Raw genomic sequence first — 19,532 nt, 5'->3', positions numbered from 1 at the left:
CGCTCCGCGCAGCCACGGCGCATCGTCAGCCGAGGAGTCAGGGGCGCCGACGGCCCCGTCGGGCGTGGACGGCGGCGCGGGCGGCCTTGAGCCCGAACCGGCGGCCGGTGCGCTCGTCGATGCGCGGCTCGGCGAACTCGGTGCCGGCGAACATCGCCTCCGAGGCCGTCTCCGGGGCGTCGTCCGCGGTGTCGCGGAGGTACTTGTCCGGGAGCGAGAGCTTGGCGATGGTCCGCCATGACTTGTAGTACTGCACGTGCAGCGGGCCGATCGTGTACGGCAGGTCGTACTTCTCGCACAGCGCGCGCACACGAACGCCGATCTCCGACAGCCGGTTCGACGGCAGGTCGGGGAACAGGTGGTGCTCGATCTGGTAGCTCAGGTTGCCGGAGAGGAAATCGATGACGGGGCCGCCGGAGAGGTTGGCGCTGCCCAGCATCTGGCGGAGGTACCACTCGGCCTGGGTCTCGTTGTCGACGTCCTGCTTGGTGAACTTCTCGGCACCGTCGGGGAAGTGCCCGCAGAAGATGACCGCGTTGGTCCACACGTTGCGGATCACGTTGGCGGTGATCGTGGCGGTGAGCGCCTTGCGCCAGCCGCGCGCGCCGCCGAAGGGCACGCCGACCAGCGGAGCCGCGACGTAGTCCTTGAGCACCTGGCGGCCGATCTTGCGGCCCACGTCGGAGGCGTCGGCCTTGAAGCCCTCGCGGTCGAACCAGGACTTCTTCCACTTGGTGGCCGCGCGGCCCAGCTCGAGGTGCTGAATCGCCACGCCGTACTCGAAGAGCAGCATGAGGATCGTGTTGTAGACCAGGTTCCCCGAGTTGAACGGGGTCCACGGCTGGTCCCGCGTGACGCGCAGCGTCTTGTAGCCCACGTCGTCGTCCATGTCGAGGACGTTGGTGTACTTGTGGTGCACGTAGTTGTGGGTGTGCTTCCACAGGCGCGACGTGCCGGCGTTGTCCCACTCCCACGTCGTGGAGTGGACCTCGGGATCGTTCATCCAATCCCACTGCCCGTGCATGATGTTGTGCCCGAGCTCCATGTTCTCGATGATCTTCGCCAGACCCAGCGACACCGCTGAACCCCACCAGAAGCCGCGCTTGTGCGCGCCGAGCAGCATCAGCCGGCCGGCCACCTCGAGCCCGCGCTGGGCGGCGATGGTGCGCTGCAGGTACTGCACGTCCGTCTCGCCGCGGACCGCCTCGATGTCGCGCCGGATCGCGTCCAGCTCGGCGCCGAGCGTCTCGACGTCGGCCTCCGTGAGGTGCGCGTACTCGGGGATGTCGGTGATCGCCATGCGGCCGCCCTTCGTGGTCGGTCTCGAATCTCTAACCTACGCAACCGTAAGTTACGGCCGCGTAGGTGTCAATCGGAGACGGACGCCCGACCGGACGTTCACCGGGGACCGAGCCGGTCCGCAGCCTCGAGCAGCAGTTCGCGGACCGTCTCACCCGGCAGTCCCGCACGGAGGAGCCCCGCCGAGAGCCGGTCGATCGCCTGCCGCGCAGCTTCGATTCCGGCGGGATCCGGACCGAGCGGGGTGGGGTCGGCGATGCGCGTGCCGGCACCGCGGCCAGTGACCACCCACCCACCCCGTTCCAGTTCCTGATAGGCGCGCGAGACGGTGCCGGGCGTGAGCCGCAGGTCGGATGCCAGCTGGCGCACCGTCGGAAGCCGATCACCGGGTTGCAGTTCCCCCGCGGCCACGAGAGCTGTGACCTGCTGCCGGATCTGCTCGAACGCGGGAACAGGGCTGTCCGGATCGACGGTGATCCCTGCGGTCACGGGCGCCACCGCCGGGAGGGCGCCACGAACCGGTAGGCAGAGAAGACGAGCACGCCGACGACGACAGCGGCCGACGCCGTAGCGGCCAGGCCCGGCCAGACCGACGGGTCCCATCGGAATCCGTCGGACGCGGAACACTTCTCGAATCGAGCGGGATACAGACGCACGAGCGCAGCCGTGGCGCTCGCCAGCGCACTCGCCGCAGCGAATCCCAGCACAGCCACGGCCCGCGTCATCGCCCTGATCCGCAGTTCGTGGTCGACGGCCGGATCCGGCGCAGCGGGCGGCCGCCGGTCGGCCGCCGCGATCGCGAGCGCCACGAGCACGGCGGCACCGACGATGACCACCAGCCACGCCCACGCGACAGTGGGCGACATCGGATTCCCGTCGCCCGACCGCGCCTGCGCCGTCATCCCCGGGAAGGCCTCGTCCCTGAGCCGATCGCACGGAGTCGGGCCGGGCGTGACCGATCCGGCGACGACGATCAACGCGGCCACTGCCAGAACCAGCACGAGCCCGGATACCGCCAGCAACGCCCGCGGAACCATATCCGGGATCCGGCGCGGACCCGCGAGCGCGGTGCGGGCGTGCACTCCGCGCGCTCGAACCCGTTGGCCGATCACGTCGACGGCCAGAAGCACCAGAACCGAGCCGGCCGTCAGACCCGGCCCGTCCGTCGTGGGACTCAGCCAGAAGACGACGACGAGGACGATCGCGGCGAGCAGCGGCGCCCGATCACTCCACTGGACCGCAGCGGACGCACGCGAGAACGGATCGCCGGCGGACAGCGCGCGATCCCGCATGGCGACGACGATCGCCGGCACCAGCACCGCGAGCACGATGAGCGGCATGAGGAAGAGCGTGCCCATCAACCGACCACCGCCGGCTGCGCGGCGCGGATCCGGCCGGATGCCTGGCCAGGGTAGGCGTAGCAGGCGATCGACATCACGAGGATCACCAACGCGACGCCGCTCAGTACGCCGCCGACACCACGCGCCATCGACCAGGCCTGCGTCACCTGTTCCGAGACGACGCAGCCGGCGATGCCCGGCGGCGGTTGCGGCGCGCGCATCGCGCCTTCGACGGCCGCCTGCTGCCCGCCGCGGCCGAAGCGCGACGCCGCGCCGTGGAGCAGGTCCGCCACGCCTACGAGCGCGAACGCTGCGATGGCCGCGGTGATCGACACGGATCGAGTGGCGATGCATCTGCGCAGGCCGGCGTCGGCCGCCGGGTCCGCTACCAGCGACGGTCGACGATGACAATGGGCCATCACCACGACCGACCCGAACAGGCCGGGGAGGATCGCGGTCGCCATCGCCGCGGACCAGCCACCGCTACGCAAAAGGGGCGTCGTCGAGAAGCCCTGCGGCCAGTTCTCCCCGGCCGGCGTCCGGCACGCCAGGCCCCAATGGTTCGCCCGAGGGCTCCCCGGCTCCTGAACCGCGAGATACCAGACGATCGCCGAGAGCACGAGCACCGCGAGGACCGCGAAGCAGGCCGCCACGAGGAGCGGCAGCGGCACCAGTTCGCGGATCCGGCGGGGCCGGAGCACGGAACCGCGCACGACGCCGGAGCTGAACGAGAAGACCTCCGCGACCACCAGGGCGACCGGGAGGAGGACACAGACCGCGATCAGCACAACCGCCGCAGACGGCACCGCGAGCGCGGCGCCGATCACGGCGATCAGGCCGCAGACCAGAACCGCGGCCGCGACCAGCGTCGCCGCGCGCCGCATGAAACGATCCGCGGCGCGCGTCGGGTCAGGCTCAGCGGGACGCCAGAGCGACCGGGGCAACCACGTCAGCAGATACATCACGACCGCGCCCACCGCGGTCACACCGGCGCGCACCGCCCATTCCTCCACCACCACAAACCCCCTTGTGTCGATCAATCGACACAAGACTGCCCCTTGTTCGATCTTGTGTCAATAGATCCACACAAGATCGCGTGATCACACGTCGAGCGTGCAGTCCCCTACCGCGACGGAGATGCACGTCTGAATGCGCTCGCCCTCGGTGTGCAGGTCGCCGCTGCGCAGGTCGCGGACCTGGCCGTCGGCGAGCTGCACCACGCAGGTCTGGCAGATGCCCATGCGGCAGCCGAAGGGCATCTGCACGCCGGCGGCCTCACCCGCCTCGAGGAGGGTGGTGGCACCGTCGACGTCGGTGGTCTTGCCGGCCTTGAGGAAGGTGACCTCGCCGCCGCTCGCGGAGACGTCCGCGCGCTCGACGGTGAACCGCTCCTGATGCAGGCGCGACTCGATGCCGCGGTCCTTCCATGCCTTCTCCATGTCGTTGAGGAAGACGCCCGGCCCGCAGATCCACGTCTGGCGCTCCTGCCAGTCCGGGACGGCCTCGCCGAGGTTCGCCGGCGTCAGGCGGCCGGCGTCGCGGGTATAGCGCAGCTGCACGCTGACGTTGTCGTGGTCGGCGTCGAAGGCCTCGAGCTCGTCGCGGAACAGGGCGGAGTCGGCGTTCGGCGAGGAGTGCACGGCCACGATGTCGGTGGACGCGGGGATGCCGCGCCGCTCCAGCGTGCGGAGCATCGCCATGACGGGCGTGATGCCGCTGCCCGCGGTGAGGAACAGGACCTTGGGCGGCAGGGGGTTCGGGAGCGTGAAGTCGCCCGACGGTGCCTGCAGGCGCACGATGGTGCCCTCCTGCACGCCGGTGACGAGGTGGTTCGAGAGGAAGCCCTCGTTCATCGCCTTGACGGTGATCGACACCTCGCGCGGGGCGCGGCCGTGGCCCATATCCGGGACGGAGGTGAGCGAGTAGGAGCGCCACGTCCACTTGCCGCCGACGAGGACGCCGATGCCCACGTACTGGCCGGCCTCGTACTTGGTGTTGAAGCCCCAGCCGGTCTCGATGGTGAGCGTGACCGACTCGTCGGTCTCCTGCTCGACCTTGACGATCTTGCCGCGCAGCTCGCGCGCCGACCACAGCGGGTTGATCAGGTGCAGGTAGTCGTCCGGCAGCAGCGGCGTGGTGAGCCTCGCGACCGCGCCGCGCACCAGGTTGGTGCGGGGATGCTCGGCGGAGACGTTCTTGGCCGGGGCCTCGAGCCAATCACGGAAAGCGCGGAAGGAGTTGCTCATGGGGGTGAGCCTACGGTGCCGTAGCTTGTTGGGACAATTTCTGTGAGGTTGTCCTATGCGGGTGCGGCGCGGCTACCGCTTCGCGGGGCCCGCGGCGACGAAGTTCCAGTAGCCCCGCGGACCGTCGGAGATCGTGAGCCGGTTCCCCGTGACCTTCACGGTGCGCGGGCCGTCGAAGGCCTGCCGGAACTGCTCGCCCGCGCCGGCGACGTAGCACATCCGCAAGGTGGAGAAGAGGCCGCTGAAGGTGGCCCGATCGCCCTTCACCTCGGCGGTCATGCCGAAGACGTTGCAGCCGTCGTTCCCGCCGGCCCGCTTGCCATCGATGCTGAAGTGCGCGGGCGATCCGGTGTACTTCACCGGCGCGGTCCGCGCGAAGCCGCTCGACGCGAAGTTCCACTGCGTGCCCGTCAGGGGCACCGGAGCCGCCGACGCCACGGGCGCGGACGCCGCGACGCCCGCCCCCACGAGGAGGGCCGCCGCCAACCGGGTACCGCGCACCGTCATGCCACCACCGTAACCCCGCCCGCCAGCGGGCTCAGAGCAGTTCGAGCAGGAAGGGCAGTTCCTGCGTGGCGTACCAGGCCAGATCGTGGTCCTCCGCGTCGCCGACGGCGAGCTCCGCGTCCTCGTCGCCGAGGTCCGCGGCGTCGACCACCTGCGCGGCGCGGGTCACGGCCGCCTCCGCCTCGGAGACGTCGACGTGCACCGCCAGAACGTTCTTCAGCCGGATGGGCTCGGTCACCTTGAGGACGGCGTCGTCGAGGTCGGGGCGCTCCTTCGCGGCCGGGACGTCGGCCGTGATCACCACGCGCCGAACGGGATCCGGCGCGGCGCCGTCGCCCTCGGCCTCGGCCTCGGCACCGTCGGCCGGCTCCGGCTCATCGACGGCGAGCAGCCGCAGCGAGGCGCGCGCCGCCTGGCGCATGGCGGCCTCGGCGAGCTCCTCGTCATCGCCCGAGGTGTAGGCCTCGCGCAGCGCGGGCGTCACCCCGAAGACGGTGCCGCCCAACGGGAACAGCTCCCCGTCGCGCTGCAGGACCTGCAGCCCCGCCAAGGTGCTGGGCACGTACACGCGGACCGTCATCTACTCCCCCTTCGCGGACGCGGCGAGCTCGTCCAAGGCCTCGTACAGGAACTCCGTCATCGAGATCACGTCCCACATGCCGTCGCGGTCGGCGTTGAGCCCGATGTACACCGTGCCGTTGTACGACGTGATGCCGATGGACACGACCTGGTTGGCGATGAGCGGCGGCACCGGGAACACCTCCTGGACCTCGATGCCGGACAGGTACACCGGGGCCTGCGGGCCCGGCGCGTTGGTGACCAGGGTGTTGAAGGACCTCGGCGAGACGCTCATCGCGGTCCGCGCGCCCAGCGCGTGCAGCGTGGGCGGCGTGAAGCCGCCGCTGGCGGCCAGGGCCCGCGCCGCGACCTGGCGGTTCCGGTCCACCTGGGCCGCGGCGCCGTGCGCGATCTGGCGCAGCCGGACCACCGCGTTGCTCTCCGCGACGGGGAGCCGCACGATGTACGCGCGCACCTGTTCGCCGACGCCGAGACCCACGTCGTCGACGGCGATCGGCTCGAGCACCCGCACCTCGGTGCCGGCGCTGATCGGCTCGCCGCGCGAGATCAGCCAGGTGCGCAGGCCGCCCGCGATCACCGACAGCAGCAGGTCGTTGACGGTGCAGCCGTAGGCCGCCCGCAGCCGGCGGAACTCGTCGAGGTCCATCCGCGCGACGGCGAACCGGCGGCTCCGCGAGATCGGCACGTTGAGCGAGCGCACCGGGGTGACGGCGGTGCGGGCGCGCACCAGGCTGGAGGCGCGCTCGATGACGTTGGCGGCGTCCTCCTGCAGGCCGGTGATCGACTCGGCGACCTCGCCGACCAGGCCCTGGATCATTGACGCGGTCCGCGCGGGACGCGAAAGCATGTCGATGACGGCGCCCATCACGAGCTCGCCGTCGCTGGGCTCGTGCTGGCCCATCCACAGGTCCTCGGGCGGCTCCGGCGTGTGCGGGGTGTCGGTGAGCAGCAGCTGCATCAGGTCGACGTTGGCGCGGCCGTCGACGAGCGCGAGGTGGGTCTTCGTGAACACCGCGAGCCGGTCGTCCGCCAGCCCCTCGATGAGGTAGACCTCCCACAGCGGGCGCTCACGGTCCAGCGGCCGGGAGTTGAGGCGCGCGACCAGGTCGTGCAGCTGATCGTCGCTGCCCGGCTGGGGCAGCGCGGAGACCCGCACGTGGTACGTGATGTCGAAGTCGCGGTCCTCGACCCACACCGGGCGGGCGATGCCGAGCGGCACCGCGCGGACCTTCTGCCGGTACCGGGGCACCTCCGCGAGGCGCTCCTCGAAGGTGTCGAGAAAGCGCTCGTACTCCAGCCGCTCCTCGGGTCGGCGCACGATGACGAGCGACCCCACGTGCGTGGGAGTGGTGGAATTCTCCAACGCGTAGAACTCCGCGTCGGACTGGCCGAGCCTGCCCTTCACTGCACCTCCCCCGGTGACCGATCTTCGGCGTCAGCATACGGGATCGACCGCTCGCCGCCGGTTCGAGTACACGGGATCCGAACGGCTTCCTGATGCGTCTAATCAGTATGGGGGCGATCATTCTCGCGGCCGACGGGGCACGGTCCCGCACGCCGCGCACACCGGAACCCGGCTTCGTCGTGCTGCGCGCGCCGGACGCCGAACCTCCCGCGCGGCCGCTCGTGCGCGTGAAGGCCGCGCGGGCCGCGCCGCCGCTGCCGGCACCGTCGGATCCCGCCCCGCCGGAGCCGATCGCCCTGCCCGGGCCCGTGGCCGCAGTGCACCCCGACGCGCACCGCTTCGTGCTCTCCACGCTCCGGCCCGTCTTCGAGGTACTGGACCGGCGGCGCCCGGCGAAGCACCTCGCTGCGATCGCCTCGGGCACCGTGGTCGACGTGCTGCGGACGCTCGCGGAGACGGGGCCGGCCGGCACGGTCTCCGGGTGGGGCGACGTGCACGTGGGCACCCCGCGCGCGCTGGCACAGCGCGCCCGCCGCCCGCGCGGGCCCGAGGTGGGGTCCGAGATCTTCCTGACCTACACCCGCGGGGAGCGGGTGCTCGCCGCGGCGGGCCGGGTCGAGGCCGCGGCCGGACGGTGGCGGTGGGTCGCGTTCACCACGGCGGCGTGACGCGGGTTACTCCTGTGTTTGCGCGAATCACGACCGCCCGGCGCGGCGGGGCGGTACACAAGGGACATGTCGCTGAGCTCGCTGCGTGCCGCGTTCCGTTACCGGGTGGCCCGCCACTTCCTGATCGGCCCCGCGCTGTGGGCCTGGGGACGCCCCGAATACACGGGGCTGGAGAACATTCCCCGCACCGGTCCGGTGATCCTGGCCGCGAATCACCTCGCGATCTCGGACTCGTTCTACGTGGTGCAGAGCGCGCGGCGGCCCGTCAGCTTCCTCGCGAAGGCGGACTACTTCACCGAGCCCGGGATCAAGGGCCGGTTCAAGAAGATCTTCTTCTCCGGCATGGGGCAGATCCCCGTGGACCGGCGCGGCGGCTCGGTCTCGGCGCCCGCGCTCGAGGCGGCGACGAAGATCGTCGAGGACGGCGGCGCCTGGGGCATCCACCCGGAGGGCACCCGATCCCCCGACGGCCGGCTGTACAAGGGCAAGACCGGAGCGGTGCGGGTGGCTCTCGCCACCGGCACGCCGCTCATCCCGATCGCGCTGGGCCGCACCGACAACCGGACCCGGAAGAACTTCTGGAAGAGCCGCGTCACCGTCGACGTACTGCCGCCGCTGGACCTGAGCGACGCGAGTCTCGACGATCAGGAGTCGATCCGCCGCGCCACCGACCGCCTGATGGAGGTCATCGGCGAGCACACCGGCCAGGACCGCGTCCCCGAGTACGCGAAGAAGGGCGGCAAGTAGCCGCTCGACGACGAACTCGACGACGAAGGAGGGCGGCAGTGCCGCCCTCCTTCGTCGTTCGGTGGCTTACCGGCGGTGCTTGCCCCGCGCGGCCGCGGCCTTCTGGGCGGCCTTGTCGGCCTCGCGCTTGGCGGCGCGACGCTCCGACCGGGAGCCCTGCGGCTCGTCGGCGTTCTGCGAGATCTCGGTGAGCTCGCCCTGCTCGGACGGGCCGGAGAGGGTGATCTTCTCCGGGTCCACGTCGGCGACGGGGCTGCTCACCTGCGCCGGCGCGGCGCTGTCAGCGGGCGCGGCGCCCTCCTCGGGCTCCTGCACCTGGACCTTGAACAGCGTGGAGACCGACTCCTCCTTGAGGCCCTCGAGCATGCCGTTGAACATGTCGTAGCCCTCGCGCTGGTACTCGACAACGGGGTCGCGCTGGGCGATCTGACGCAGGCCGATGCCCTCCTTGAGGTAGTCCATCTCGTAGAGGTGCTCGCGCCACTTCTGGTCCAGGACCGACAGCAGCACGGACCGCTCGACCTGGCGCATCGTGCCCTCGCCCGCGGCCTTCTCGATCGACTCCTGGTGCTTGTCGTACGCCGCGTGGATGTCCTTGAGCAGGACGTTCTTGAGCTCGCCGCTGGTGATCTCGTCGCGGTCGCCGTTCTCGTCCTCGCCGACGACCTGCTTCCAGTCGAGGTCGATCGGGTACAGCGTCCGCATGGCGGTCCACAGCTCGTCGAGGTCCCAGTCCTCCACGTAGCCCGTGGACGTGGCGGCGTCGACGTACGCCGAGACCACGTCGTCGGTCATGTGGTTGACCTGGTCGAAGAGGTCCTCGCCGCGCAGGATCTTGCGGCGCTCGTCGTAGATGACCTTGCGCTGCTCGTTCTGCACGTCGTCGTACTTGAGGACGTTCTTGCGGATCTCGAAATTCTGCTGCTCGACCTGGGTCTGCGCGCTGCGGATGGCGCGGGAGACGAACTTGTTGTCGATCGGCACGTCGTCGGGCAGGTTGACGCGGTTCATCCACGCCTCGATCTGCGCGCCGTTGAAGCGCCGCATCAGCTCGTCGCCCAGCGAGAGGTAGAAGCGGGACTCGCCCGGGTCGCCCTGGCGGCCGGAGCGGCCGCGCAGCTGGTTGTCGATGCGCCGCGACTCGTGCCGCTCGGTGCCGAGCACGTAGAGGCCGCCGGCGTCGCGCACGTCGTCGCCGGCCTCCTTCGACTCCTTCTTGACCTGCTCGATGGTCTCGTCCCACGCCGCCTCGTACTCCTCCGGCGTGGTCACCGGATCGAGGCCGCGCTCGCGCAGCTTCAGGTCGGCGATGATGTCGGGGTTGCCGCCGAGCACGACGTCGGTGCCGCGGCCGGCCATGTTGGTGGCGACGGTGACGGCGCCCGGCGTGCCCGCCTTGGCGATGATCGCCGCCTCCTGCTCGTGGAACTTGGCGTTGAGCACGGTGTGCGGGATCTTCTTGCGCTCGAGCTGGCGCGAGAGGTACTCGGACCGCTCGACCGAGGTGGTGCCGATGAGGACCGGCTGGCCGGCCTCGTGGCGCTCCTCGATGTCCTCGACGATGGCGGCGAACTTCGCCTCCTCCGTCTTGTAGATGAGGTCCGTCTGGTCCTTGCGGATCATCGGCCGGTTCGTCGGGATCGGGATGACGCCCAGCTTGTAGATCTGGTGCAGCTCGGCGGCCTCGGTCTCGGCCGTACCGGTCATGCCGGAGAGCTTGTCGTAGAGGCGGAAGTAGTTCTGCAGCGTGATCGTCGCGAGGGTCTGGTTCTCGGCCTGGATCTCGACGTTCTCCTTCGCCTCCAGGGCCTGGTGCATGCCCTCGTTGAAGCGGCGCCCCGCGAGCACGCGGCCGGTGAACTCGTCGACGATGAGGACCTCGCCCGAGCGGACGATGTAGTCCTTGTCGCGCTCGTAGAGCTCCTTGGCCTTGATCGCGTTGTTCAGGTAGCTGACGAGCAGCGAGTTGGTCGCGTCGTAGAGGTTCTCGATGCCCAGTTGATCCTCGACCAGCTCGACGCCGGCCTCGTTGACGCCGATGGTCTTCTTGCGGATGTCCACCTCGTAGTGGACGTCCTTCTCCATCAGCGGGACGATGCGCGCGAACTCGGTGTACCACTTCGAGGAGGCGTCGGCGGGGCCGGAGATGATGAGCGGCGTGCGGGCCTCGTCGATGAGGATCGAGTCCACCTCGTCGACGATGGCGTAGTTGTGGCCGCGCTGCACCAGCTCGTCTTCGCTGTGCGCCATGTTGTCGCGCAGGTAGTCGAAGCCGAACTCGTTGTTGGTGCCGTACGTGATGTCGGCGCTGTAGGCCGTGCGGCGGCGGTCCGGGTCCTGCCCGGAGAGGATGCAGTCCACCTCGAGCCCGAGGAAGCGGTGCACGCGGCCCATCCAGTCCGCGTCGCGCTTGGCGAGGTAGTCGTTGGTGGTGACCAGGTGCACGCCCTTGCCGGTGAGCGCATTGGCGTAGGCCGCCATGACCGAGGTCAGGGTCTTGCCCTCACCGGTCTTCATCTCGGCGATGTCGCCTTCGTGCAGGGCGCCCGCGCCCATGATCTGCACGTGGTACGGCTTCTGCCCGAGCACGCGCCACGCCGCCTCGCGGGCGGTGGCGAACGCCTCGGGGAGGATCTCGTCGAGGGACTCGCCCTTCTCCAGGCGCTTCTTGAAGAGCTCGGTCTTGGCCTGGAGCTTCTCGTCGGAGAGCGCCTCGTACTCGTCGTTCAGGCTCTCCACGTAGGAGGCCAGGCCGTCGAGCCGCTTGACCATCCGGCCTTCGCCGAACCGCAGCACCTTGGAGAGAACCACTGAGCAACCTCAATCCGTTAACGAGTCAAGTGAGCGCGCGCACACACGAATCCCGGCCGCGTCGTCCGCGACCGGGATCCATGGTAGGCGAAACGTCAGGTCAGGCGGAGAAGGCCGTAGTCGAACGCCTTCCGCCGGTACACGACGGAGGGCTTCTCGGCCTCCTTGTCGAAGAACAGGAAGAAGTCGTGGCCGACCAGTTCCATCTGCGACAGGGCGTCGTCCACCGTCATCGGCGTGCCCGGATGGTCCTTGATCCGGACCACCTGGCCGGGCAGGTGGTCCTCGACGAGGGCGGCGTACGGATCGTCGTCCGCCTCGCTCGCGGACGGCGCGTCGGGCAGGGCCGACGGTGCCGTCGCCTCCGCCACGGAGACCGGGGTGCGGTTCCCGTAGTGCACCTTCTTGCGGTCCGAGGCCTTCCGCAGGCGACTCTGCAGGCGGGAGAGGGCCGTCTCGAAGGCGGCGTAGAAGTTCTCCGAGGCCGCCTCGGCACGGGCGACGCCGCCCTTGCCGCGGACCGTCAGCTCCAGGCGCTGGCAGGCCTTGGACTGGCGTGGATTGGGTTCGTGGAAGAGGCTGACCTCGAACAGGGTGATGGTGGAGCGGAACTTCTCGAGCCGCGCCAGCTTGTCTCCCAGGTAGACGCGGAAGTGCTCGGGCACCTCCACGTTGCGGCCGTCGATGGCCACGGGGGCGTTGGGAGTGAGGTACTCCTTGTCGCGCTCGTCGGCCACGTGGCCGGGTTCGCGGAAGGGGTCGACCTCGACGTTGGGGGTCGCGTGGGCGCGATTCGTGTCGCGCGGGGACAGAAGGGTCATGTGGAACCTTTCATGCAGGCCCGAATCCCTTGCGCTCGTACGGATCACCAGTCCGTCACTTCGGTCAGCGCGCGTGGGAGCAGGCTCAGATTCGAACGGCGGGCGGACTGCCCGACGCCTGGGAAGGTGTGCCATCACCTCCTCTTTCTCGAACCGGGAAAGGTACCCCCGAAGATAGCCCGGCTTTCCGGATCCCGCCAGGATTTGGTCACCGCGAGTTCACCGACGCGTCACGCCGCGGCGAGGGTGATCGCGGCGGCGACGGGCACGCCCCGTCGAGCCAGGGCGGCGACGGACTCCGCCAGGGTGGCCCCCGTGGTCACCACGTCGTCCACCAGCACGACGGTGCCGTCCTCGGGTAGCGCCCGGACACGGACGGTGCCGCGCACGTTGGCGACCCGCGCGGAAGCGCCCAGCCCCACCGACTCCGCGGCGCCCACCGTGCGCAGGACCGGCGAGACCGTCACCGCGTACACGGGAGCCGCGGTGCGGGCGCCGGCGCGGCACACCGCGGTCACCACGTCGCCGCCGCGGCGTCGAGCGGCCCACGCCGTCGTGGGCGCGGGCACCAGGACCGGGTCATCGCCCAACTCGCCCCAGGCCCGCAGGCGCAGCAGCGCGTGCGCGAGGGCGCGGCCCAGCGGGACGGCGAGATCGCCGCGACCGCGCTCCTTGAGCTGCAGGACGGCGCGGCGCCGCGCACCGTCGTACCGGCCCAGCGTCCAGACGGGCACCCCCGGATCGACTGTGGTGCGGATCAGCGCCGGGACGTCGTGCAGGGCCGCCTCGCAGCGGCCGCACCAGCGCACCCTCGGAAACCCGCAGCCGCCGCAGGTACGGGGCACCGCCAGCTCGACCAGGTCGTCGACGCCGCCGGCCACCCCGCAGACGACGCCCCGCACGATGCGCACGGCTCCCCCGTTCCAGGTGCGCTCTACCCGGGCAGCACCGGGTTCGCCCGGCCCCCCGCCAGGCGATCCACCTGGCTCCAGTATTGCTCGTCGCTGTCCGGACCGATGCCGATCTCCCACACCCCCGACGAGTCCGTCGCGTACACCGCGGACGTCGACACCGCGACGTTGTAGACGGGCGGCGAGAGGTTGCGGCTCGGCACCGCGGTGACCTCGCCCGAGTCGTACCGCACGGACAGCACCGGCGAATCGGAGGTGTTGCGGCCGATGAAGATCACGTCGCCGGTCTGCCAGTCGACCGACGAGGCGACCAGCTCCCGGTCGGTGACCACCGACGTGAGACGGGCGAGCTTGGTCTGCCCGTTGGGCGCCGCCTGCACGACACCCACCAGCACCTTCCCGCCCACGACGAGGGCCGCCCGCACACCGTCGCGCGAGAGGCGCAGCTCGGTGATCGGGCCCGGCGCGGCCGCCGCCACCTCGCTCGCGTCGATGTCGGTGGTCGAGACCTCCCCCGTGGTCTGGTCCTGCCGGACCCGGACCACCCGCGTCCCGTCGAGCACCGTCCAGACCGCGGCGTCGTCGGGCGTCCACGAGGGCCGGGTCATGGAGCCGGCGGTGAGCACCTGCGTGGGCACGCCACCGTAGGGCGCGAGGGTGAGCGCGGTCCCGGGGCCGCCCCGGCCGCCGGCGTCGAGCACCGCCGCCACCTGCCGCCCCGTGCCCGAGAGCCCGACCGAGCGGATCGACGTCGATGCCCCGAGCGGCCCCGCGACGGGGGTGACCTGACCGCCCGCGCCCTGGCCGCCGGTGATCTTGACGAACCGGCCGTCGAGCACCCCGTGCAGGCCGACCGCGAGATCCGAGGAGGCGTTCGGGCTGATCGACGCGACGTCGTTGGGGTTCCAGCCGGACTGGTGCTTGTCGTCGAGCGGGGAGCCGTCGACGGTGATCACGTACGGGCCCTGCACGTCGGCGCCGGCGAGACTCCACACGATCTGCCCGGCGACGAGCCGGGCCACGTCGGGCTCGACGCGCGGCAGGCCCGTCAGGTCCACCCGCACGCCCGCGAAGCCGACGCCCGGGTCGCGCTGGTTGCCCTGCGCGTCGGTCACGGCGCCGCGGATGCCGGCGTTCGCCCCGAACGGGTTGTAGACGGCGTCCTTGAGGGCCGCCCGCGGGCCGCGGACCAGGAGCAACAGCAGGTCCGAGGCGAGCTTGGAGCGCGGCCCGGCCAGCCATCGGGCGTCCGGCACCAGGGTGCGCCCCGTCGGATCCGGGAAGTACAGCAGGTAGCGGCGGTAGACGACGCGGAACTGCTCGGTGTCGATCAACAGCATCGGGGTGTTGCCCACCGAACTGATCCCCTGCAGCCGCCACTGGCCGTCGACCTGGAGGAGCTGGACGTTCTGCGTGATCGACTGCGATGCCGGCTCGAACGTGCCGTCGGCGCCGAGGAAGCCCGTGGCCTGCGCGCGGATCGTCGCCTTCATGAAGTTCGTGCTGCGCTCCGTCGGCAGCACGTCGATGTCCTTCACCACGACGGCCTGCTGCGGCACGTCCCAGCTCGCGTTGGGCGTGAGGAACTTGCGGGAGGCGGCGTAGTTCCCGTCGGCCACCGCGTTCGCCTTGAGGAAGTCGCGGACGATGACCTCGGGCTGCGAGTCGCGGCGCGGCGCCAGGCCCCGGTCGGGCGCCGCGGTCTCGCCGCCCAGGTCGCCGACGACGCGCGGATTCGTCGACTCGGGGATGTTGGCGCACCCGGTGAGCGCGACCAACGCGGCCAGCAGGATCACCAGGGCCTTCCCGGCGGGCGTGCGCAGTGTCCTAGACATCGTCGGAGCCCCCGTCCGGGCCGCGCCGCGTCATCGACTTCAGGGGCAGGGGGCTGACGGTGACCCGGCCCCCGCGCGTGCGGGGCAGGGTGAGCCGGAAGCAGGAGCCGCTGCCGGGCTCGCCCCAGGCCTCGAGCCGGCCGCTATGCAGCCGGGCGTCCTCGATGCTGATCGCCAGGCCCAGCCCCGTGCCGCCGGAGCGCCGAACCCGCGAGGGGTCAGAGCGCCAGAAGCGGTTGAAGACCAGCTTCTCCTCGCCGGGCCGCAGGCCCACACCGTAGTCGCGGACGGTGACCGCCACGGCGTCGTCGTCGGCGCGCATGGTGAGGATCACGGGCTTGCCCTCGCTGTGGTCGATGGCGTTGGCGAGCAGGTTGCGCAGCACCCGCTCGACCCGCCGGGTGTCGGCCTCGACGATGACGGGGTCGTCGGGCATGTCGAGGATCAACTCGGTCTCGGACTGCTCGGCCAGGTGCCGGACGGTGGCCATCGCGGAGGCGATCGGCACCTCGATGTCGATCTGCTCGGAGTGCAGCTCCGCGACGCCGGCGTCGTGCCGGGAGATCTCCAGCAGCTCGGCGAGCAGGGTCTCGAAGCGGTCCAGCTCCTTCTGCATCAGCTCGGTGGTGCGGCGCATTCCGGGGTCGAGGTCGTCGACGGAGTCGGCGATCATGTCGGCCGCCATCCGCACGGTGGTGAGCGGGGTGCGCAGCTCGTGGGAGACGTCGGAGGTGAACTGGCGCTGGAGGTTGCCGAACTCCTCGAGCTGCCCGATCTGTTTGGACAGCGACTCGGCCATGTCGTTGAAGCTCATCGCGAGGCGCGCGATGTCGTCCTCGCCGCGCACCGGCATCCGCTCCTTGAGCCGGCCCTCGGCGAAGCGCACCGCGATCCGCGCCGCGGACCGCACGGGCAGCACGACCTGTCGCGCGACGAGCAGGCTGACCGCCGCGAGCAGGATGAGCAGCACCGCGCCGCCCGTGTACAGCGTGCCCTGCATCAGGTTGAGGGTGTTCTCCTCCTGGGTGAGCGGGAACACCAGGTACAGCTCGAGACCCGCGATCGTCGACTGCACGGGGGTGCCGATCACCAGCACCTTCCCGTACCGGCCGGTGCTGTCGGTGACGGTCGCGTGCTGGAACGCGGTCTGGCCGCCGCGGACGAAGGTCTGCAGCGACTGCGGTACCTCGCTCTCGCTGCCGATCACGATCGGCGGGCGGCCCGCGCCGTGCGGCACGATCAGCACGGGGTCGTAGTTGCCCGACCGCGCGGCCGTCGGGCCCACGTCGAGGCCCTGGCTCACCAGGCTCGCGCGGACGCTGCGCAGCACCGACTCCACGCCCTCGGTGCGGGTCTCCGCGCGACTGAGCGAGAGTTCCACGTTCTGCTTGACCCGGGCGGTCTCCTCCTTGCCCGCTGTCAGCTTCGCGTCGATCAGCTGGTTCGCGATCTGGGAGGTCAGCACGAAACCCAGCAGCAACAGCACGGTGAGGCTGAGCACGAGGGTCTGCGTGACCACCCGCAGCTGCAGCGAACGGCGCCACACCCGGCCCGCGTACGACAAGCCGGCGCCGGCGAACCGCGCACCGTCGCGCAGGGCGATCGTGGGGTCGGCCAGGAACGTGCGCACCGCGCCGCGCACCCAGTCCACCTGCCGGGCCGCCCCGGCCCGGTCGATCACGAGCCGATCGGCCCGCTCACGCCGGCCCCGCCTTGTAGCCGACGCCGCGCAGCGTGAGCACGATCTCCGGGTTCTCCGGATCCTTCTCGATCTTCGCGCGCAGGCGCTGGATGTGGACGTTCACCAGCCGGGTGTCCGCCGGGTGCCGGTAGCCCCACACCTGCTCGAGCAGGACGTCGCGCGTGAACACCTGGCGCGGCTTGCGGGCCATGGTCACCAGCAGGTCGAACTCGGTGGGCGTGAGCGAGACAACGGCGCCGTCGCGGGTCACCTTGTGCGCCGGGACGTCGATGATGACGTTGCCGATCGAGAGCAGCTCGCTGGGCTCGTCGTCGGTGCGGCGCAGCCGGGCCCGCACGCGCGCGACGAGCTCCTTCGGCTTGAAGGGCTTGATCACGTAGTCGTCGGCGCCCGACTCGAGGCCCAGCACCACGTCGACGGTGTCCGCCTTCGCCGTGAGCATCACGATCGGCACCGACGAATCGGCGCGCAGCACGCGGCACACGTCGATGCCGTTCATGCCGGGGAGCATGAGGTCGAGCAGCACCAGGTCGGGGCGGAACTCGCGGGCCGCGCTCAGCGCCTGCGTGCCGTCGCCGACCACCGTCGAGTCGAAGCCCTCGTTGCGCAGGACGATGGTGAGCATCTCCGCCAGGGCGGGATCGTCGTCGATCACCAGGATCCGGGGTTTCATGCTGTCCATATTGTCACTGCTGTCGGCGTTCCTGCTCTTACGACACCTTACGATCCTCTCCATGGGACGACTCGTCGCGATCGAAGGCCTCGACGGGGCCGGCAAGAACACGCTCACCCGGGCCGTCACGGCGCGGCTGCAGGCGTCGGGCCGGACGGTGACCGCGCTCGCCTTCCCCCGCTACGGCACGCAGTTCGCGGACCTCGCCGCCGAGGCGCTGCGCGGCGGCAACGGCGACGTCGCCGAGTCGGTGTACGGCATGGGCCTGCTGTTCGCCTTCGACCGGCAGGCCGCGGCGCCCGACATCCGGGCCGCCCTCGCCGCGCACGACGTGGTGCTGCTGGACCGGTACGCCGCCTCCTCGGCCGCGTACAGCGCGGCCCGCCTGGGCGAGGGCGCCGACGGTGCCGTGGCCGGCTGGGTGCGCGAGCTCGAGTTCGGCCGGTTCGGGCTGCCGGTGCCGGACCTGCAGGTGTACCTCGACGTGCCGGTGACCGTCGCGGCCGAGCGCGCACGGTCGCGCGAGGCGAGCGACGCCGCCCGCGAGCGCGACGCCTACGAGCGGGACGGCGACCTGCAGGCCCGCACCGGCGCGGTCTACACCGAGCTGGCGGCGGCGGACTGGGTGTCGCCGTGGCGCGTGCACTCCGTGGACGACGCCCCGGAGCTGCTGGCCGACGCGATCGCGGCCCTTTCCTGAAGAACAGGTCTGTTATTCACTGAAGTCCCACCCGCAACGGTGCTGTGGCGCAGTAACGTGCGCCACGAAACTGACTCGTCAGTAACCGGGAGGGACGACCGTGCGCATCCTCGGGGCCACCGCCGCGGCAGGCGCCGCCGCGCTGCTGCTCGGCGTCGCGGGAGCCGACACCACCGCGTCCCAGGCCCCGGCCGTCCACCGGTCTCCCGGGCCCGAGCTGGTCGCCCAGGCCGCGATCGGCCTCGCCGAGCTGCGCCCGCCGGCACCGTCGGATGCCCCGGCCGCGCCTGCGGCGCGGCACGTGCCGATCCCGCCGCGCCCCGAGGCCGTCAAGGTCGCACCCGGGCCGCTCGGCATCCCCGGCGCCGCCTTCGCCGCCTACCGCGGCGCCGCCGACCGGATGGCCCTCGAGGCGCCCGGCTGCGGGATCGAGTGGAACCTGGTCGCGGCGATCGGCCGCATCGAGTCGGGGCATGCGGACGGCGGCAACGTCGACGCCGCGGGCAACACCCTCACCCCGATCCAGGGTCCCGTGCTCGACGGCTCGCTCGCGGGCAACGCCGTGATCCGCGACGGCGCCGGCTTCGCCCGCGCGCTCGGCCCGATGCAGTTCCTCACCACCACCTGGGCGCTGTTCGGCGGCGACAACTCCGGCGACGGGAACGCCGACGTCAACAACGTCCGCGACGCCGCCTACGGCGCCGCCCGCTACCTCTGCTCCAGCGCGACGGGGCTTCAGGACGAGGCCGCGCAGCGCATCGCGGTGTTCGCCTACAACCAGTCGAACTCCTACGTCGACAACGTCGTGGCCTGGTCGAAGGCCTACCGCGACCGGGCGATCCCCGTCGGCGGCATCCCCGACATGGCGGCCCCCGTCGCGCCGCCGTCCACGCTGCCCAAGCCGCTTCCGCCCGGCACCGTGGTGATCGTTGGCTGCGGGACGCCCGACGGTGCGCCGGCGCCGTCCGGATCGGTGGCGCCGGGCCCGTCCGGATCGATGGTGCCGTCCGCCGGGCCCGGGAAGCCCGCGGCGGCCGCGACCTCCGCCAGGCCCGGACCCGCGACGACGACCCCCGCCAAGCCCTCCGCGAAGCCTTCCGGGCCGGCGTCGGCGTCGGCGTCGGGTGCGCAGCGCGGGCCCGACGGCGCGCCGCTCGCGACCACGGTGACCCGGTGCGCGACCCCGCCGCCCAGCGGCCCGAGCACGCCCGGCGCACCGTCCCGGCCGATGCCGCCCGGCGCCTCCGTCCCCGCCGGTCCCGCCGGCCCCGGCGGCGCCCTGGCGATC

General features: G+C 71.4%; 18 protein-coding genes. 4 read left to right on the top strand and 14 right to left on the bottom strand.

The window, feature by feature from the left end:
• Positions 1-37 precede the first annotated feature (37 nt).
• From LB823_RS17580 to LB823_RS17545, 8 genes are all read right to left on the bottom strand, one after another.
• Positions 38-1,300: an acyl-CoA desaturase gene (locus LB823_RS17580; RefSeq protein WP_224649414.1), complete on the bottom strand. Its 1,263-nt coding sequence runs from the start codon at positions 1,298-1,300 to the stop codon at positions 38-40.
• Positions 1,301-1,398: 98 nt separating this feature from the next.
• Positions 1,399-1,788 (bottom strand): GntR family transcriptional regulator, encoded by a 390-nt coding sequence (locus tag LB823_RS17575; protein WP_224649411.1) that lies wholly within the window; start codon positions 1,786-1,788, stop codon positions 1,399-1,401.
• On the bottom strand, positions 1,785-2,657 hold the full coding sequence (locus LB823_RS17570) for a hypothetical protein (protein ID WP_224649409.1): 873 nt from the start codon (positions 2,655-2,657) through the stop codon (positions 1,785-1,787). Before LB823_RS17570 ends, LB823_RS17575 begins: the two co-directional genes overlap by 4 nt.
• Positions 2,657-3,655 carry a hypothetical protein gene (locus LB823_RS17565; RefSeq protein ID WP_224649407.1) on the bottom strand — a complete coding sequence of 333 codons (999 nt, stop codon included), beginning with the start codon at positions 3,653-3,655 and terminating at the stop codon, positions 2,657-2,659. Before LB823_RS17565 ends, LB823_RS17570 begins: the two co-directional genes overlap by 1 nt.
• Before the next feature lie 84 nt (positions 3,656-3,739).
• Positions 3,740-4,885, bottom strand: coding sequence for a ferredoxin reductase (locus LB823_RS17560; protein WP_224649405.1), 1,146 nt, complete (start codon positions 4,883-4,885; stop codon positions 3,740-3,742).
• 72 nt (positions 4,886-4,957) lie between these two features.
• Positions 4,958-5,392, bottom strand: coding sequence for an META domain-containing protein (locus LB823_RS17555; RefSeq protein WP_224649402.1), 435 nt, complete (start codon positions 5,390-5,392; stop codon positions 4,958-4,960).
• Between the two features lie 31 nt (positions 5,393-5,423).
• On the bottom strand, positions 5,424-5,972 hold the full coding sequence (locus tag LB823_RS17550; protein WP_224649400.1) for a hypothetical protein: 549 nt from the start codon (positions 5,970-5,972) through the stop codon (positions 5,424-5,426).
• The gene (locus LB823_RS17545; protein ID WP_224649398.1) at positions 5,973-7,376 is read right to left on the bottom strand and encodes a wax ester/triacylglycerol synthase family O-acyltransferase; all 1,404 of its coding nucleotides are present in this window, start codon (positions 7,374-7,376) and stop codon (positions 5,973-5,975) included.
• Positions 7,377-7,468: 92 nt separating this feature from the next.
• Here LB823_RS17545 and LB823_RS17540 point away from each other — a divergent pair, with 92 nt between their 5' ends.
• Both LB823_RS17540 and LB823_RS17535 read left to right on the top strand, forming a co-directional pair.
• Complete coding sequence (locus LB823_RS17540) at positions 7,469-8,044, top strand: Rv3235 family protein (RefSeq protein ID WP_224649396.1); 576 nt, start codon at positions 7,469-7,471, stop codon at positions 8,042-8,044.
• Between the two features lie 66 nt (positions 8,045-8,110).
• Complete coding sequence (locus LB823_RS17535) at positions 8,111-8,791, top strand: 1-acyl-sn-glycerol-3-phosphate acyltransferase (protein ID WP_224649393.1); 681 nt, start codon at positions 8,111-8,113, stop codon at positions 8,789-8,791.
• 66 nt (positions 8,792-8,857) lie between these two features.
• Here the strand turns inward: LB823_RS17535 and secA are convergent, their stop codons facing one another.
• The 6 genes from secA to mtrA all read right to left on the bottom strand — a co-directional run bounded on the left by secA (position 8,858) and on the right by mtrA (position 17,553).
• The gene (gene secA, locus LB823_RS17530) at positions 8,858-11,602 is read right to left on the bottom strand and encodes a preprotein translocase subunit SecA (RefSeq protein WP_224649391.1); all 2,745 of its coding nucleotides are present in this window, start codon (positions 11,600-11,602) and stop codon (positions 8,858-8,860) included.
• A gap of 95 nt (positions 11,603-11,697) precedes the next feature.
• Entirely contained in the window at positions 11,698-12,423 is a 726-nt protein-coding gene (gene hpf, locus LB823_RS17525) for a ribosome hibernation-promoting factor, HPF/YfiA family (protein ID WP_224649388.1), read from the bottom strand.
• Between the two features lie 230 nt (positions 12,424-12,653).
• Positions 12,654-13,334: a ComF family protein gene (locus LB823_RS17520; RefSeq protein ID WP_224649385.1), complete on the bottom strand. Its 681-nt coding sequence runs from the start codon at positions 13,332-13,334 to the stop codon at positions 12,654-12,656.
• Between the two features lie 23 nt (positions 13,335-13,357).
• Positions 13,358-15,169, bottom strand: coding sequence for an MtrAB system accessory lipoprotein LpqB (lpqB, locus tag LB823_RS17515; RefSeq protein WP_224649374.1), 1,812 nt, complete (start codon positions 15,167-15,169; stop codon positions 13,358-13,360).
• Positions 15,162-16,772, bottom strand: a complete 1,611-nt coding sequence (gene mtrB, locus LB823_RS17510) for an MtrAB system histidine kinase MtrB (RefSeq protein ID WP_224649473.1) — start codon at positions 16,770-16,772, stop codon at positions 15,162-15,164. Before mtrB ends, lpqB begins: the two co-directional genes overlap by 8 nt.
• 94 nt (positions 16,773-16,866) lie before the next feature.
• Positions 16,867-17,553, bottom strand: a complete 687-nt coding sequence (gene mtrA / locus LB823_RS17505) for an MtrAB system response regulator MtrA (protein ID WP_224649371.1) — start codon at positions 17,551-17,553, stop codon at positions 16,867-16,869.
• A gap of 52 nt (positions 17,554-17,605) precedes the next feature.
• Here mtrA and LB823_RS17500 point away from each other — a divergent pair, with 52 nt between their 5' ends.
• Together LB823_RS17500 and LB823_RS17495 are read left to right on the top strand one after the other, a co-directional pair.
• The gene (locus tag LB823_RS17500) at positions 17,606-18,244 is read left to right on the top strand and encodes a dTMP kinase (protein WP_224649369.1); all 639 of its coding nucleotides are present in this window, start codon (positions 17,606-17,608) and stop codon (positions 18,242-18,244) included.
• Between the two features lie 100 nt (positions 18,245-18,344).
• The coding region (locus tag LB823_RS17495; protein ID WP_224649367.1) for a lytic transglycosylase domain-containing protein at positions 18,345-19,532 on the top strand (1,188 nt) is incomplete at its 3' end.

The sequence above is a fragment of the Tsukamurella sp. M9C genome (assembly GCF_020169415.1).
GTDB lineage: Bacteria > Actinomycetota > Actinomycetes > Mycobacteriales > Mycobacteriaceae > Tsukamurella.
Note: the sequence above shows the minus strand (reverse complement) of the source record. Positions and strands in the feature narration are given on the sequence as shown.